Source organism: Hymenobacter negativus (genome assembly GCF_017571495.1).
GTDB classification, from domain to species: domain Bacteria; phylum Bacteroidota; class Bacteroidia; order Cytophagales; family Hymenobacteraceae; genus Hymenobacter; species Hymenobacter negativus.
Genome location: NZ_JAGETZ010000008.1, coordinates 114,639 through 131,063 on the forward strand (window position 1 = coordinate 114,639; position 16,425 = coordinate 131,063).

A 16,425-nucleotide genomic window follows, 5' to 3' on the forward strand; every position below is an offset into this window, starting at 1 on the left:
GGGCTAAAACGAAGCCGAGAGTTTGAGCTGATAGGTGCGCGGGATAGGCACGTTGCCGAAGTCGATGGCGCGGAGTAAGTCGTTGGAGCCGCCGGCGCTGGTTTCGGGGTCGAACCCGTTGTAGTTGTCCCACGAAATCAGGTTGCGGCCTACCACCGACACGGTCAGGTTGCTGATAAGCTTGCTGAACGTGGGCAGCGTATAGCTCAGGGCCGCCTCGCGCAGCTTCACGAAGGAGCCGTCGTCGACCCGGAATTCCTGGGTGTTGTAGATGGCGAAAATGTAGCCGCGAGGCAGCGTGCCGCGCAGCTCTTGCTCGGCCAAATCGCCGAGGCCCACGCCCTGGCGCGTGCGCTTGTCGGCATTGAACACGTTGTTGCCCTGCACGGCATCGGCCAGTAGGTGCAGGCTCAGTTTCTTGTAGGTCAGATTGGTGCTGATGGAGCCGGTCCATTTCGGGTTCGGGTCGCCAATAATCAGGTTGGCAATGGCCGAGCCGGTGGCGTAGCTGGGCTGGCCGTTGCCGTCGCGGGCAGGCGTGAAGCCTGTAGCGCCCACAGCCTGGCCAATGGCGCGCTCATCCTGCGGGAAGCCCTGGGGCGTGAGCAGCAACTCGCCATCGGAAGTGCGGGCGTAGCCCGAGCCGTAGAACACGCCCGCCGGCTGCCCGGCCAGCAGGTACACCGGCGCGCCGGCTGCATTGTCGACGGAAATGGCCTGGGTGCTGCCGTTCGAGCCGGGCAGGTCCAGCACTTTGTTGCGGTTGCGGTTATAGATGGCCGTCACGTCCCAGGTGAAATCGGTGGTTTTCACGGGCACTACGGTCAGCTGAATTTCCACGCCCCGGTTTTCCATCCGGCCCACGTTGTTGAAAATAGTGGCCCCACCCGACGAGGGCGCAAGGTTACGCGAGAGTAGCAGGTCATCGATTTTCTGATAATACGCCGTCACGCCTAGCCCAATACGGTCCTTGAGAAAGCCTAAGTCCACGCCGCCTTCCAACTCGGCGTTGCGCTCGGGCTTCACATCGGGGTTGGCCAGCTGGGTGCTAGGTGTGAGGGTATTTTTGCCCAGAAAGCCTACGGGGTTGAACTGATAAAAGCGGCCGTAGGTGGGCAGTGTGACCAGGTTGCCGGCCTCGCCGTAGCTGGCCCGCAGCTTCAGGGTATTGAAGGTGTTGGCGTAGGCGGCATCCTGCCAGAAGCCCAGGTCTGACACCACCAGCGAACCGCTGATTTTAGGGTACACCTGGTTGGTTTGGGCCGGCGAGAACTTCGTGGCCTGGTCGCGCCGAACGGCTCCGGTAATGAACGCCAGGTTGCGGAAGCCGATGGTGGCCTGTCCGTAGTAGCCGCTCAACGAAAACCGGTCGAGGTTGTAGGCCGAGGTCACGGTGGTATTCGACGCCCCGCTTACGGTGGTGATGAATGGGGCCAGATTCTGGCCCTGGGTGGCCGTGATTTCCTGCTGGCTGTACTGGTAGCTGTAGCCGGCGCGCAGGTTCAGCTTCAGGTCCTCGGTGAAGGAAACCTCGTAGCCGGCGTTGATGTCGGAGTTTAGCTGCACAGCTGCGTTATTGGCGTTGGAAGCAAAGCCGAGCGGGTAGCGGGCCGCTGGCAAACCGGCCGCCGCCTGGTAGGGGTAGGGCCGGATGTAGCCCTGGCCCACCTGCGAAAAGGCGTCAACGCCAATTACATAGTCGAGCGAGAAGCCCTTAAATGGCGTGAGGTTGACCTGCACGTCGCTCACGGTGCGGTTCACGCCCTGCGTAAATTTCATGTCCTCGATGGTCGAAAGCGGATTCACGCGGGTGGGTTCCACGGCCAGCAGGTTGCCGTTGATGTCGCGCTGGGTGATGTCGTAGATGTTGTTGGTGATGTTCACCGAGTTAATCGGGCTGTAGAACACGTTGCCATTGGCCTTCTCGTTCGAAAAGCTGTTGATGTAGCTCAACCCGGCCGACACTTTGGCCCAATCAGTCAGGCGCTGGTCGACCCGCGCCCGCAGGTTGTAGCGCGTGAAATCGGTGCCCTTGATGATGCCCTGATTCTTAAGATAACCCGCCGAAATGTAGTACTGCGTGCGCTCCGAGCCGCCCGCAATGGACACGTTATTGTCGGTGCCGTAGCCCTTCTGGAAAATCTGGTCGAAGTAGTTGTAGCGCGGTACGTCCACGAGGTTGGTAGCCAACGGGGTAGCCACGCCAGCACGGGTGATGGTAGTAGTAGTGAGGTTTGGAACCGGAATATTGGCTCCAATGAGGGGCGCTGCCGGGCCAATGGGATATAAACGAAAAGCATTGGTTGCGATGGTCCCATTTGTATTTCTGGTGAGATAGGTATCGGCCCCAAACTGCTTGCCATAGGTGTTCACCGGCACCGATTTGCGCAATTCGTTCATCGTCACGCTGGTGCTCACGCTCACCCGCGGCGCGCCCGTTACCCCGCGCTTGGTGGTGATGAGCACCACCCCGTTGGCCGCCCGCGAGCCGTAGATGGCCGCCGCGGCCGCTCCGTTGATGACGTTGAGGCTGGCAATGTCGTTGGGGTTGAGGTCAGCCAGGCGATTTTGCCCCGCGTTGGCCTGCCCGATGTCATTGGCCAGCGCCAGCTGCGACACGTTGGTGCTGGCGTTGCTCACAATCACCCCGTCAATTACATACAACGGGTCGGAACTGCCCGCCAGCGTATGAATGCCGCGCAGCCGCACCGACAGCGAGCCCGCCGGGTCGCCGGAGTTCTGGGTAATTTGCGCGCCTGGTACCTTGCCCTGCAGCGAGTTCAGCACGCCGCCCGAGCCGCTTTGCGTTAGTTCCTCACCCTTGATGGTGCTGATGGCGTTGCCCAGTTCGCGCCGGTTCACGGTCACCGTCGAGCCCACCACCACCACTTCATCGAGCTTCTGCTGGGCTTCGACCAGGGCCACGTCAGTGGTCACGGTCGCATCGGTGCCCAGCCGGAGCGGGCGCGTTTCCGTCTTGTAGCCCACCAGCGAAAATGTGAGCGTGTAGCTGCCCGGGGCCAGCGTAGCAGTCAGGTTATAAGCTCCATCTGCATCGGATGTGGCCCCGGTAGTAGTGCCGCCCAGTAGCACCGTGGCGCCCGGTATGCCCTGCCCGGCGGCATCAGTCACCCGGCCCTGTAGGTTGTAGCGCTGGTCCTGGGCCTGCACCAGCAGCGGCCCCACGCACAGCAAAAAAAACAGCAGCCCGCCCAGGCATCGGGCCAGCTGGTTTCGGTAAGATTTCGGCATACAAAAAGGGATTAATGGTGGGAAAAGGTGGTATGGCTAAGGCTATCGGATAAATGCCGTCATGCTTCGGCTATCCTCAGCATGACGTGCTGGGGCATCGTTCCGGCATCAAAACTCCCAGCGCACGAAGGCCTCGATACCCTCATACTCCGGGAGTCCCAACTCGTCATAAATCTTGGCTGTGGTCCGGTTGCGGGCCTCGGCGCGCTGCCAGAACTCGCGCTGGTCGGCGCCGGGGAAGAGGGGGCGGTCCTTCTGGCTTTGGTGCTTGAAGATGGCGCGCCGCTTGCGCGTGAGCTCCGCCGGGGAGAGGGGCACGGCCATTTCGATTTGGTCGATGTCCCATTCCTGCCAGGCGCCGCGGTAGAGCCATACCCAGCAGTCATCCAGCCACGGCGTGCCGGAGGCTTTGAGGCGGTGGATGGACTCGAAAATGGCAGCCAGGCACACGCGGTGAGTGCCATGTGGGTCCGAGAGGTCGCCGGCGGCGTAAATCTGCTGGGGCTGAATGCGATTCAGCAGCTCCATCGTGAGGCGGATGTCCTCATCGCCCAGCGGCTTTTTGCGTACCCGGCCCGTTTCGTAAAACGGTAAATCCAGAAAGTGCGCGTTGGCATCGGGGATGCCGGCAAGGCGACAGGCACTTTTGGCCTCGCCGCGCCGGATGAGGCCCTTTATCTGCTGCACTTCCGCACTGTCGACCTGGCCGGGCTGCTTGTTTTTGAGGAAATCGGCCACGCGGTGGTAGAGGTTGTCAGCTGGTTCATCGGCGGGCAGGTGGAAGGCCTGGTCGTAGTCGGCCACAAAATCAGCGAAGCGAATAGCCTCGTCATCAAATACGGCAATGTTGCCCGAGGTCTGGTAGGCGACGTGCACCTCGTGGCCCTGGTCCACGAGCCGCAGCAGCGTGCCGCCCATGGAAATCACGTCGTCGTCGGGGTGGGGGCTGAAGATGAGTACGCGCTTGGGAAAGGGCTCGGCGCGCTCGGGGCGGTAGGTGTCGTCGGCGTTGGGCTTGCCGCCGGGCCAGCCGGTGATGGTGTGCTGCAGCTCGTTGAACACCCGAATGTTGATATCGTAGGCCGGACCCGATTGCGCCAGCAGCTCCGAAAGACCGTTCTCGTTGTAATGCTCCTCGGTGAGCTTGAGAATGGGTTTGGCAACGGTGCGGGCCAGCCAGGTCACGGCTTTGCGGACCAGCGCGGCATCGTGCCAGTTGCAGGGCAGGTGAAGCAGCCAGGGCGTTTTGCGGGGTGTGAGCTCGGCTCCGGCGGCTTCGTCGAGCACCACCTGTACGGCGGGGTGGCGCTGCAGGTAAGTGGCCGGCACGGTGTCGGTTACCTCGCCCTCCACCATGCGTTTCACTACGGCAGCCTTGCCTTCGCCCCAGGCCATGAGCACAATCTGGCGGGCTTCCAGGATGGTGCCCACGCCCATCGTCAGGGCCCGGCGCGGCACATTTTCCTCGCCGTAAAAGTCCGAAGCCGCGTCGGTGCGCGTCACATGGTCCAGGGTAATCATGCGGGTGCGGGAGGTGGGGCCGGAGCCGGGCTCGTTGAAGCCGATGTGGCCGGTGCGCCCGATGCCCAGCAGCTGCAAATCGATGCCGCCGGCTTCCCGAATCTGCTCCTCGTAGCGTTGGCAAAAGTCCGCCACCTGCTCCGGTGGCACGGTGCCGTCGGGGATGTGCACGTTTTCGGGCCGGATGTCGACGTGGTCGAACAGGTACTCCCGCATGAAACGCACGTAGCTCTGCAACGAGTCGGGCGCCATGGGATAATACTCATCCAGGTTGAAACTGACGACGTTCTGGAAGCTCAGGCCGTCCTCGCGGTGCAGCCGCACCAGCTCCTCGTACACGCGGGTGGGAGAGGAGCCGGTGGCCAAACCCAGCACGCAGGTGCGGCCCTCCGCGGCGCGGGTGCGGATGAGGTCGGCAATCTGACCAGCGACGGCGGCGGAGGCTAATTCCGAATCAGAATAGATGCTGACGGGCAGGTGGGCACCCGGCGTGGCGGGCAAATGAGCAAGTTCAGGAATCATAGGAGCAAGGTGTGAAAGAGAAGGGGAGGCAGCCGGCAAGAACGAACCGGAAATAGCTAAAAAATAGGTATTGACCTCAATAATATATGACTGATGCTGGAATGCCAATAAATTAACATAGATATTGCTTGAGCTGCAAGATGCACTTTTTCTGCAAACGTTTGGGGTAATATTACCCGAATATTTCGCACATTTGACGCCCCAAGTTCATTTTTTACTCATCATACAGCCCAAGCTGCCAGTCAGATGGTCGGCTACTTTGAGGTATTCCCGGCATTGCCTCAACCGTAGGTAGGCCCTAGCCTGCTACAGTTGAACGACGCAGACTGATTTCACTGGCTGCACGCCCACTACCAGTGCGTAACCGGTCCCAGGCAAACCATATACGACCCCATCCCCACGCTTTCTCTCACCAAACTTCCTTCCCTTATGAAAAAAACGTACTGGCTACTCCTGCTTTTGCTGGGCGTGCTGCTGGCACCTCCCGGCTGGGCCCAGGCCCTGCGCACGGTTAGCGGCACTGTCACGTCGGGCACCGACCAAAGCCCCTTGCCGGGCGTGACGGTGCTGGTGAAAGGCACCACCACCGGCAGCACCTCCGGGGCTGATGGCCGCTATTCGGTGCAGGCCGCGCCGGGGGCTACGCTGGTGTTCAGTTTCATCGGCTACACCTCGCAGGAGCGAGCCGTGGGTGCCGACGGCAGTGTTGATGTTGCATTGAAAGAAAGCACCGCCGCGCTGGATGAGGTCATTGTGACGTCGCTCGGCATCAAGCAGGAGCGGCGGCAAGTGAACTACGCGGCTCAGCAAGTGAGCGGCGAAGAGATTGTTGACACGCGCCAGCCCAACATCGTGAACGCCTTGCAGGGCAAAGTCGCGGGCGTGGCCATCACCAGCTCGGGTGGCGCGCCGGGCGAGGGCGCGAGCATCGTTATCCGGGGTGGCAACTCGCTGGACGGCGACAACCAGCCGCTGTTCGTCATCGACGGCGTGATTATGGATAACTCCTCGTTTGCCGAGTCCACCGTACCGGGCGGCGGCTCGGGCTTCAACGGCCAGCTGGGCCGCTCGTCGGCCACCACAAACCGCGCCTCCGACATCAATCCCGAGGACGTGGCCAGCATCACGGTGCTGAAGGGCCCGGCGGCATCGGCCCTCTACGGGCTGCGGGCCGGCAACGGTGCCGTCATCATCACCACCAAGAAGGGCAGCACGGGCCGCACCTCCATCACCTACCGCACCCAGTATTCGCTGGACGAGGTGAACCGCCTGCCCAAGCTACAGGGCCAGTACAAGCAGGGCACGGGCGGCATCTTCGACCCCACCGTCCGCACGTCGTGGGGGCCGCGCTTCGGGGCCAATGAAACGGTGTACGACAACCTGGGCAACTTTTTTGACACTGGCAAAGCCTTCCAGAACTACCTCACCATGTCGGGCGGCACCGACAAGGCCACCTTTTTCCTGTCGGCTTCCAACCTGAATCAGACCGGCATCGTGCCGAATAGCAGCTACGACAAGACGTCGGTGCGGCTGTCGGGCACGGCGCAGCTGTCGGCCAAGCTCAGCGCCTCAGCGTCGGCCAACTACATCAACTCGGGCGGGGAGCGGCCGTTTCAGGGGCAGGGCCTTTTTGGTAATTCGCTGCAGCCCAGCGGCTTTTTTCTGAGCTTGCTGAACTGGCCGCGCAACGACGACGCCCGGATTTTTGAGAACCCCGACGGCACCCGCCGTCGCCTGCTGGGCGCTTCCACCGCGGCCAATGACCCCGACAATCCCTACTTCAGCGCCGAGCGCAACCCGCAGTCTGACCGCACCAACCGCCTCATCAGCAACGTGTCGCTGGGCTACAAGCCCACCACCTGGCTGGCGCTGAGCTACATTCTGGGCAACGACTTCTACCAGGAGCGCACCCGCTCGGTGCGGGCTGTGGGCACTTCGCAGGTGGGCAACCAGGACGGCGGCCTGGCCGAAACCGTGAACTTCAACCAAGTAATCAACTCCAACCTGCTGGCCACTTTCACCCACAAGTTCAGCGAAAACGTGCAGGGCTCGCTGCTGCTCGGCAATTCGCTGGAGCTGAACGAGAACAAGGCCAATGATTTCATCGGCACCATTTTCCTGAACACCACCTTCATCAGCCAGAACAACACGGTGAACCGCAACGAGCTGCAACGCTACTCGACGCGGTCCATCATCGGCAACTTCGCCCGCGTCAACCTTGACCTGTTCCGGCAGGTGACCGTGGAATTGTCGGGCCGCTACGACCAGTCCTCCACGCTGCCGCGGCCCGATGAGGGCAAGATTTTCGGTAAAGGCTTCGGTTACGGTTCGGCCGCGGTAGGCTGGGAATTTTCCCGCACCCTCAACCTCGACACCAACCCCATCCTGAGCTACGGCAAGCTGCGCGCCTCCATTGCGCAGGTGGGCAAGGATACGGGCCCGTACCGCGTGGTGCCAGCACTTACCAACAACAACTTCATCGGGGGTGGCCTGCGCAACGCGTTTTTCGGGGCCAACCCCAACCTGCGCCCTGAGCAAACCCGCAGCTACGAGGTAGGCCTGGACCTGCAGTTCCTCAAAAACCGCCTGCGCCTAGACGGCGCCGTGTACCGCCAGGTGACGACCGACCAGCTCATTGCCCCGCGCGTGAGCCAGGCCACCGGCTTCACCTTCCAGTACCTGAACGGCGGCACCGTAACCAACGAGGGCCTGGAGCTGAGCTTGAGCGGCACCCCCATCAAGCAAGCCAACGGCCTGACCTGGGACATTGGCGCCAACTTCTTCACCAACCGCAACAGCTCCGAGCTACCCGCCAGCCTGAGCATCGTGGCGCAGGCCGACGCTTCCGTGACAGATTATGTGCAGGGCGGGGCCTTCCCTGGCCTGCCCATCAGCGGCATAGCCGGCACCGATTTGGTGCGGGCCCCCAACGGCCAGGTGCTCATCAACGCCAACGGCTACCCCTCGGTGAACGGCGCCTTTACCTACCTCGGCAACCGTGCCCCCGACTTCACCACCCAGGTAACCAATACGCTGACCTATAAAAACGCTACGCTAACCTTTTTGTGGGATTTCCGCAAGGGCGGCAAGGTGTACAACGGCAACGCGCAGTACGCCACCCGCATTGGCATGAGCGAGCGCACCCTCGACCGCTCCAAGAACATTGTGATTGACGGCGTGGTAGCCGTGACCGACCCGGCCAATGGCAACGTGACCTACGTGCCCAACACCAAGGCCGTAGAAGCTACCCAAGGCTACTACCGCGACATTCTGGGCGCGGCTGGCGGCATGTTTGTGGAAGACGTGAGCTGGGCCCGCCTGCGCTACGTGACCCTGAGCTACGGCCTGCCCAAAAAGTGGCTAGGCGCCTCGGGCATCGTGAAAGGCATCGAGCTAAGCGTGACGGGCCGCAACCTGCTGCTCTTCACCAACTACACCGGCACCGACCCCGAAGTGGCAGCGGCCGGCTCGGGCGTGCGCGGCGGCGGCTCCGGCGGCTTCGACTACGGCGGGGTGCCCGCCACCCGCGGCGTGGATATGGCCATTCGGGCCAGCTTCTAACGCTTGGAGGCTATGCCGCGTGCCTGCTTACCTCACCCCCAGCCCCTCTCCCGTGGAGAGGGGAGCCAATTGTCCACCCACGACGTTGGCTTCAGGCTCCCCTCTCCACGGGAGAGGGGCTGGGGGTGAGGTTCCCACGTGGGCCGTTTCCTTTTCTTCCTTCTGACTTTCCTCTGACTTATATGAAAAAGCTACTTATGCTCCTGGGGCTGGCCCTGGCTGCGCCGGCTCTGACCAGCTGCGAGAAGTTTCTCGATAAAAATACCGACCCTAACAGTCCGACCGAAACCACGCCCAACTTCCTGCTGCCAAGCATCATCAGCAACGGGCTGGCTATTCAGTATGCTTCCGAGCAGCGGGTGGCGGCCATTACCCAGAACATTGCGGCCCGCTCGGCCAATGCGGGCGGCATCGACCAGTATTTCTTCACCAACGCCTTCAGCACGGCCACCTTCAACAACACCTACTTCCTGGTGGGCGGCAACATCGGGCCCATGATTAAGCTGGCCCAGCAGGAGGGCTCGGCTTATTATGTGGGGGCGGGCAAGATTATGATGGCCCTGATTCTGGCCCACGCCACCGACATGCTGGGCGACATTCCCTACCGCGAGGCCTTCCAGGGCGACAAAAACTACACGCCGGCCTACGACCCGCAGGAGCAGCTCTACGGCGACATCGACCAATTGCTGGACGAGGGCATCACGGAAATGAGCAAGCCGGCGTCGGCCAATATGCGCCCTTTCTACTCGACCTCACCCAGCCCCAACGGCGACATTCTGTACAAGGGCGACCCCACGAAATGGGTGCGCCTGGCGTGGTCGCTCAAGGCCCGTCAGCAGCAGCACCTCACCAAAAAAGGCGGCAAGTACGACCCCGCCAAGGTGCTCGACTACGTCAGCAAGGGCTTCCGGGGCTCGGCCGATGACTGCATCTTGCAGTTCCAAACGCTGGTGTCGCCGCTGGCCAATACCACCAACTACTACGGCCAGACGCGCAACAACTTCGCTACCTACACCTACGGGGCCAACTTCATCAAATTCCTGAACGGTGCCACCTTCCCGGGTGTAGTCGACCCGCGCCTGCCTATCATGGCCACGGCTACCAGCACCGGCGCCGACCCCGGCCGGGGTGGGGGACCGGCTAGCACCACGACGCTGACCGACTTCTACAGCTCCTGGTATGCCCGCGACATTGGCTACATGGACGTCATCACCTATCACGAGCTCCAGTTCATCAAGGCCGAGGCGGCGTTTCTGGCCAACCAAAAGTCGGTGGCGCTGGCCGCTTACCGCGAGGGCATCCAGGCGCACATGACCAAGATTGGGCCCGGCGGCACGTTTAGCACGCCCACGGTCACGTTCCCGGCCATTACCCCGGCCCAGATAACGGCCTACCTGGCCAGCGGCGCCGTGGCCCAGACCGAGGCCGACCTGGCGTCGCCCGCCACGCCCAACGTGCCCCGCGCCATCATGCAGCAGAAGTACATCGCCATGTTCCTGAACCCGGAATCCTGGACCGACATGCGGCGCTACGACTTCAGCCCCGACATCTACCCCAACCTGGTGTTCCCGGCCGGGGCCAGCTCCGACGCGGGCGGGCAATTTCCGCGCCGCCTGCTGCCCGGCGCTACCGAGGTGCTCTACAACAACGCCCGCCTGCAGGCCCTCACGGGCCCGGACGGCATCAACGGCCTCAGCCCAAAGTTCTTCACCCAAAAAATGTGGTGGGACCAGTAGGGATGGCCGCAGCATCGCTACCGTTTCACTAATAAAAACCTGACATCATGAACACCCAACGATATATCTCCTGGCTGCTGCCGGTGCTGGCGGTAGCGGGCGGGCTGCTGGCCAGCTGCCAGAAAAACGAAGAGCGGCCCTATGCCGTGAGCAGCGACGACCAATTTCCCACCCTGCTCACCAATGCCTTCGGCAACGCCACCAAGTACGCGGTGGGCGAAACGGTGCCCATTGAATTGCAGTTTGCCGCGCAGGGCGCGCCCATCCAGGAAATCCGCATTTTCCAGCGCATCGAGCCCGCCTCCGATTCGGTGGTGGTGCAGACGCTGCCCGGCACGCAGGCAGTCTATTCGCGCCGCAAATTTGTCGATACGCTGGTGGTGAACCTTGTGATTCCCCCTGCGCCCAACCAGGCGCGGGTGCGCTTCTCGGCGGTGGTGGCGAGTGCCAATGGGCTGACCAAGGTGCGCTCGGTGCCCATTCGGATAGCGGCGGCCACGCCCACGGCGCGCATCGCATCGGTTAGCAACGTGACGGCACCGGCTGCCGCCTCGCTCGTGCCCGGCGACGTGGTGCGCTACAGCGTGCTCCTGAATGAGAACGGCATCAACGCCTACCCCGAGCGGCCGGCCGCCCCGCCCGCCGCTACCGCCGTGCTCTTCAACAACCTCGATAGCCTCGTGACCTACGTGCGCGTGGGCACGGCCCCCGAGCGCCGGTTTGCCCGCCAGAAGCTTCCCGCCACCGGCACCCAGACGGGGGCCGCTACCACGGTGAACCTGGACCTGACCCTGCCCGCCGGCACCGCTGGCCAGGACGTGGTGTTCCGCTTCGAGGCCAAAAGCCGCTACCTGGGCACGCCCAATTTCCGCACTGCTTCGGTCACGGCCGCGCCCATCACGCTGGGCACGGCCACGCCACTGGCCGCCGTGCGCGCCCTCTCCCTCACCTACACCGGCACCGCGGGCGGCGACCTGGCCGCGCTGGATTTAACCACTTTCACCCCGGTGGCTGCCGCCGCCCCTGCCACCAGCAAGGACCTGACCATCAGTAGCACGGCCAGCAATGCGGTGCAGTTCCGCAGCCTGAGCACGGGCACCCGGTTGGTGCGCTCCACGGCCGCTGCTTACACCAACGCCAACCTGAACAACCTTCGGCAGCTGTACAACACGGCTGCGGCCACGGCTCAGGTCACCACGCTGGACAACATTGTGGTGGGCGATGTCATCCTCCTCAAGCTGCGCGGGCTCGACCATTATGCCGTGGTGCAGGTGGCGGGCATCAACCGCACTTCCACGACGGATGTGGTGGTAAGCCTGAACATCAAGGCGCTGTAGCGCCGCTTGCGGCAAGCGCCTTACCGAGAGTGCCCACCTGGCTCGCCACATGTGGCTGGCTGGGTGGGCACTGTGGTGTATAGGTCCGCAACGTATTGCGATGCCCGTGGGCACTGTGGTATATAGGCCCGCAACGTATTGCGATGCCCGTGGGCAGTGTGGTGCATAGGCCCGCAACGTATTGCAGTACCTGTGAGCAGTGTGGTGCATAGGCCCGCAACGTATTGTGATGCCCGTGAGCAGTGTGGTAATGGGCATCGCAATACGTTGCGACGGTTTTCGGCAATAGGGTAAGCGGTTTCGCCTTGCTGGCGCGCATTGTAGATGCGGACAATAGGCAGTATTATCGAGCGTTCCCCTTGGACTCACATCTCCCAAGTATTGCTCGCTGATGAACCATACCCGCTGCTACCTGCTTGCATGCGCGGCGTTGAGTGGTTGCTCCACGCCGGATGCATCCACCAGCGCTTACCCGCAGAACGCGGCCATTTCCTCACCTGTTGGGGTGCCCCACGACTCGGCCATTAGCTACTTCCCGGCCAGCGCCAGCGTGAATACCAGCCCGGATTCGCTGATGAGGCAGTTGGGAGGTTGCGAAAGTGAATTCCAAGATGCCTCGAAGGAGTTGGGTACCTTCAACGCGCCGGTGTTATACAACTATTACCCGGGCCACGCCATCTACCGGTTTTTGTGGTCGCGTTCCTTTGACCGGCCGGTCCTGCTCACGTTGGCATTGTCGGAGGCCGGTGGGATCCTGAGAACGCAGCTTCTAAGCAAGAATCTCATGTTTAAGACTCTTTCATTGGCGGAAGAACAACAGACCCTTAAGCGTATTGCTGAAGCAGAAAGCCTCGCCCGAGAAGAGAAAGACGAAGAAAGAAGGGCCTCTTTCTTGGGAAGCGCCAAAAGCACACGGGAGGACCTTAGGCTCACCAAGCTACCATTGGAGATAATAACGGGAAAGCCGGTCACCTTGAGCAACGCCCAGGTTCAGCAGTTTCGTGAGTTGCTCATGCAAGCTGGTTTCTGGCAGTTGCCCAGCTGCGAGCCCATCCACCTAACGGACGGGTCTAGTTGGGTACTGGAAGCTCACGAGCCAGACCAGTATAAAGTGGTTTTTCGCCAAAGTCCCCGCAACGAGCAAGCACCCTTCCGGCGCTGCTGCGAATTTTTGTTGAATCTGAGCGAGGCCCGGTCGGAAGAGCGGTACTAATTCCCGCCCCCAAACAGCCGCCCGAAGAAGCCGCGCTTCTTGGGCTTCTCCTTCACCTTGACCTTGGTGAAGGGCGCGGCTTTGTCCGGGCTCTCGCCGCCGTTGGGCAGGGTGAAGCGCGGGTCGGGCTTGGTCGGGGCGGCCGGGGTGGCTATGGGAGCAGCGGCCACCGGCTTGGTGCCGCCGGGCGCCTGGCCCTGGGCAATTTCGGGCCCGGCCTGGCCGGTGGTGATGACGCGCATCGGCCGGCCCTCGTTGTGCATGCGGTCCACGGCCGTCACGTAGTAGGCGTAGGCCTGGCCGGGCACGGCGGTGGTATCCACGTAGGTGGCGGGGTAGCCGGGTGCCGGGCGCGGCAGGGCCAGGATGCGGCGCGGGTCGTTGGGCGAGCTGGCCTCGTTGGCCTCGAAGCGGTAGAGCACGTAGTAAGTGGCCGCGTCGCCGTCGGTAGCGGGCGGGCCGGATTGCCAGCTTAGCGTCACGGTGGGGCCGGTGCGGCGCAGCAGCAGGTTGGTCACGGGCAGGGGCGGCAGGGCGTCCTTCCAGGGCATGGTGGGCACCAGCGCCGGGTAGCGGAACAGGTCCTGGGTGAGGGTGTCGGTGGTGTGCAGGGGGTTACGCATCACCGATTTGGCCGAGAAGAACACGCTGCCGTTTACCTCGCCCTCGTAGCTGCGGTTGAGGCGAATCTGGCGGGGCAGCTCGCGCGGGTTGCGCCAGGTGGTGTCCGAGCGGGTGCTCTCGAACATGCGGTAGGTGCCGTGGCCGATGTAGAGGTGGCGGTCGAACTTGTTATTGGCCCACCACTCTACCAGCACGGGGTAGGGGCAAAGGCGGAAATTGGTGCTCCAGTATAGCTGCGGCACGATGTAGTCAATCCAACCCTTTTCCAGCCAGCCGCGGGTGTCGGCATACAGGTTGGAGTAGGAGGGCTGCCCGGCCCGCGTGTCGGAGCCCTGCGGGAAGTCCTTCGACTTGTTCATCCATACCCCAAAGGGCGAGATGCCGAACTTCACCCAGCGCTTGGTGGCCTGAATGCTGTCGTGCAAATCGTGGATAAGAATGTCCACGTTGCGCCGCCGCCAGTCGCCTATCTTGGCAATGCTGTCGGGGTTGAAGGCCCGGAAAGCCGCCTCGTCGTGCAGCACCTGCCCGGCCTCGGGGTAGGGGTAGAAATAGTCGTCAAAATGCACCGCGTCAATATCGTAGCGCCGCACCACGTCCAGAATCACGCGGGTGATGTGGTCGCGCACCTCCGGCAGCCCGGGGTTGTACAGCAGCTTGCCCGTGAAGCGCAGAAACCACTCCGGGTGCTGGCGGTAGGGGTGGTTGGGGGCCAGGCGGCGCGTGACGGAGTCCATGCTGGCGCGGTAGGGGTTGAACCAGGCGTGAAACTCCATGCCGCGCCGGTGTGCCTCCGTGATGAGGAAGGGCAGGGGGTCGACACCGTCGGCCGGGGCCTTGCCCTGGGTACCGGTCAGCCAGCGGCTCCAGGGCTCCAGGTCCGACTTATAAAAGGCATCCGAAGCCGGCCGGATTTGCACGAACACCGCGTTCAGGCCGGCACGCTGGCCGGCATCGAGCAGGCGGCGGTACTCGCGGCGGTACTGGTCGGGCGTTTCACCGCGCTGGTTGGGCCAGTCGATGTTCTCCACGGTGGCAATCCACATGGCCCGCAGCTCGCGCTTGGGGGGCGGCAGGGCTTCCACCACCTCGGCAGCGTCGGGGGTGGTTTGGGCCTGGGAGGGAGTCAGCCAGGCGCCGCTGCCCAGCAGCAACAGCACCAATAGAAGCCGGCCAGCGGCAAGAGAACGGAGCATCAAGCAAAGACGATAGCAGGGATAATTGCCGCAAATTACGGCGCACCGCCGGGCTCCGCCGCAGGCAGCGGCCGGGCGGTGCGTTTAGGCGGGCCGTTTCGGCTGGGCGATGCGGGCCAATTTGCGGGTCGCGCCCTGGCATTGCCTTCCATCCGCTTGTCAGCTCCCAACTCTCCAAAAGCAGGACAGCATCCCTAATTATCGCCTGACTATTCGCCAAATACCTGGAGCGGTGCGTAATTTTACAGAAGGAAGGCCAGTTTGATACCTCATTCAAACGCTGAAGCTTTACCCATCTAATGGCCGAACTATCCAATCTACTCCCGCTCAATGAAGAGCTGCGCCTACAGGCCCTGCGCCCGTACCAGCTGTTCAATACCATGCAGGATGAGACGTTTACGGAACTTGTGCGCCTCGCCGCAAAGCTCTTCAACGTGCCCATCGGCATCATTGCCTTTGTGGAGGAAGAAGAGGTCCGCTTCGGCCTCAACCACGGCCTCGACCCCTCCATGGACCGCGTGAACCGTTGGGAAACCCTGTGCTCGGTGGCCATGCTGGACGAGGGCGTCAGCGTGTACGAAGACCTGCACAACAAGCCCTGCGACCTCATCGACTCAGCCTTGGTGCTAAAGCTCAACCTGGGCTTTTACGCCGGCACCACCCTGCGAACGCCCGAAGGCCACGCCATCGGCGTATTGTGCGTGATTGACCACAAAGCCCGCCGCTTCCGCACCGAAGAAGGCGACCTGCTGGAACGCATGGGCAAAGTAGTCATGAGCCTGCTCGACCTGCGCTTACACTTGGTGCAGCAGCCCCTCTGGAACCAGCAGCTTTGGACGGCGGTGTACGAGCGCATCGAAACCTCGATACTGCGGCTGGAAACCCTGGCCTCGCTGGCCAGCTGGGAAGAGCAGTCCGATAGCGCAGCCGCACAATCCTACCAGGAATCGACCCACGACGAAATGCTCCGGATAATCGACGTGCTCATCGAGCAGATTCAGCTACGGAACACTGCCGTCTAACTATACCCCGGCATTCAACAAAAAGGCCCGCAAACCTGGTTTGCGGGCCTTTTCTGTTCTCGGATGAGCATGGCCCTGGTCGAGCCAGAAGCCGTGCTTACTCAGGAGCCTGTTAGCTCGGTATCCGTCAGCGGTTGGTCGGGTGTATCGGGGCCGCCTTCGAGGCCATTGGTCTGGCTGGCGTCGCCGTAGTCACCGCGGATACCCGCGCCGTCGCCCATATTTTGCTGAGTGCTGCTGGGGATGGTAGTGCCGGTGCTGGCTTGTTCATCGGGCGCCGTGTCGGGGGTGGCGTTCACCGTAGCATCGTTTTCCGATTCCTGGCTGGGCGTCGAGGCGGCGCTGTTGGCCATGTCGGGACGGGGGTCGGTGGGGTTCTGTTCGGGCGTGGGCATGGGAAAGGGAAGTAAGCTTCGGCCTGCCGGGGCAGTGGCCGAAGTT

General features: G+C 62.5%; 9 protein-coding genes. 5 read left to right on the top strand and 4 right to left on the bottom strand.

The features are described from left to right. Positions 1 to 3: 3 nt before the first annotated feature. Together J4E00_RS17055 and nagB are read right to left on the bottom strand one after the other, a co-directional pair. Positions 4 to 3,252 carry a SusC/RagA family TonB-linked outer membrane protein gene (locus J4E00_RS17055; protein ID WP_208176398.1) on the bottom strand — a complete coding sequence of 1,083 codons (3,249 nt, stop codon included), beginning with the start codon at positions 3,250 to 3,252 and terminating at the stop codon, positions 4 to 6. Positions 3,253 to 3,360: 108 nt separating this feature from the next. Next, positions 3,361 to 5,295 (bottom strand): glucosamine-6-phosphate deaminase, encoded by a 1,935-nt coding sequence (gene nagB, locus J4E00_RS17060; RefSeq protein WP_208176399.1) that lies wholly within the window; start codon positions 5,293 to 5,295, stop codon positions 3,361 to 3,363. Between the two features lie 429 nt (positions 5,296 to 5,724). Here nagB and J4E00_RS17065 point away from each other — a divergent pair, with 429 nt between their 5' ends. From J4E00_RS17065 to J4E00_RS17080, 4 genes are all read left to right on the top strand, one after another. Further along, positions 5,725 to 8,856 (top strand): SusC/RagA family TonB-linked outer membrane protein, encoded by a 3,132-nt coding sequence (locus J4E00_RS17065; protein WP_208176400.1) that lies wholly within the window; start codon positions 5,725 to 5,727, stop codon positions 8,854 to 8,856. Between the two features lie 182 nt (positions 8,857 to 9,038). Further along, the gene (locus tag J4E00_RS17070) at positions 9,039 to 10,592 is read left to right on the top strand and encodes a SusD/RagB family nutrient-binding outer membrane lipoprotein (RefSeq protein WP_208176401.1); all 1,554 of its coding nucleotides are present in this window, start codon (positions 9,039 to 9,041) and stop codon (positions 10,590 to 10,592) included. Positions 10,593 to 10,639: 47 nt separating this feature from the next. Then, entirely contained in the window at positions 10,640 to 11,929 is a 1,290-nt protein-coding gene (locus tag J4E00_RS17075) for a hypothetical protein (protein ID WP_208176402.1), read from the top strand. A 391-nt stretch (positions 11,930 to 12,320) separates the two neighbouring features. After that, on the top strand, positions 12,321 to 13,142 hold the full coding sequence (locus J4E00_RS17080; RefSeq protein ID WP_208176403.1) for a hypothetical protein: 822 nt from the start codon (positions 12,321 to 12,323) through the stop codon (positions 13,140 to 13,142). Here J4E00_RS17080 and J4E00_RS17085 read toward each other — a convergent pair. Beyond that, complete coding sequence (locus J4E00_RS17085) at positions 13,139 to 14,962, bottom strand: glycoside hydrolase family 10 protein (RefSeq protein ID WP_208176404.1); 1,824 nt, start codon at positions 14,960 to 14,962, stop codon at positions 13,139 to 13,141. The two genes, J4E00_RS17080 and J4E00_RS17085, sit on opposite strands and share 4 nt — an antisense overlap. Before the next feature lie 299 nt (positions 14,963 to 15,261). Here J4E00_RS17085 and J4E00_RS17090 point away from each other — a divergent pair, with 299 nt between their 5' ends. After that, positions 15,262 to 15,984, top strand: coding sequence for a GAF domain-containing protein (locus J4E00_RS17090; protein ID WP_208176405.1), 723 nt, complete (start codon positions 15,262 to 15,264; stop codon positions 15,982 to 15,984). A 101-nt stretch (positions 15,985 to 16,085) separates the two neighbouring features. Here the strand turns inward: J4E00_RS17090 and J4E00_RS17095 are convergent, their stop codons facing one another. Then, entirely contained in the window at positions 16,086 to 16,379 is a 294-nt protein-coding gene (locus J4E00_RS17095) for a hypothetical protein (protein WP_208176406.1), read from the bottom strand. Between the last annotated feature and the right edge of the window lie 46 nt (positions 16,380 to 16,425).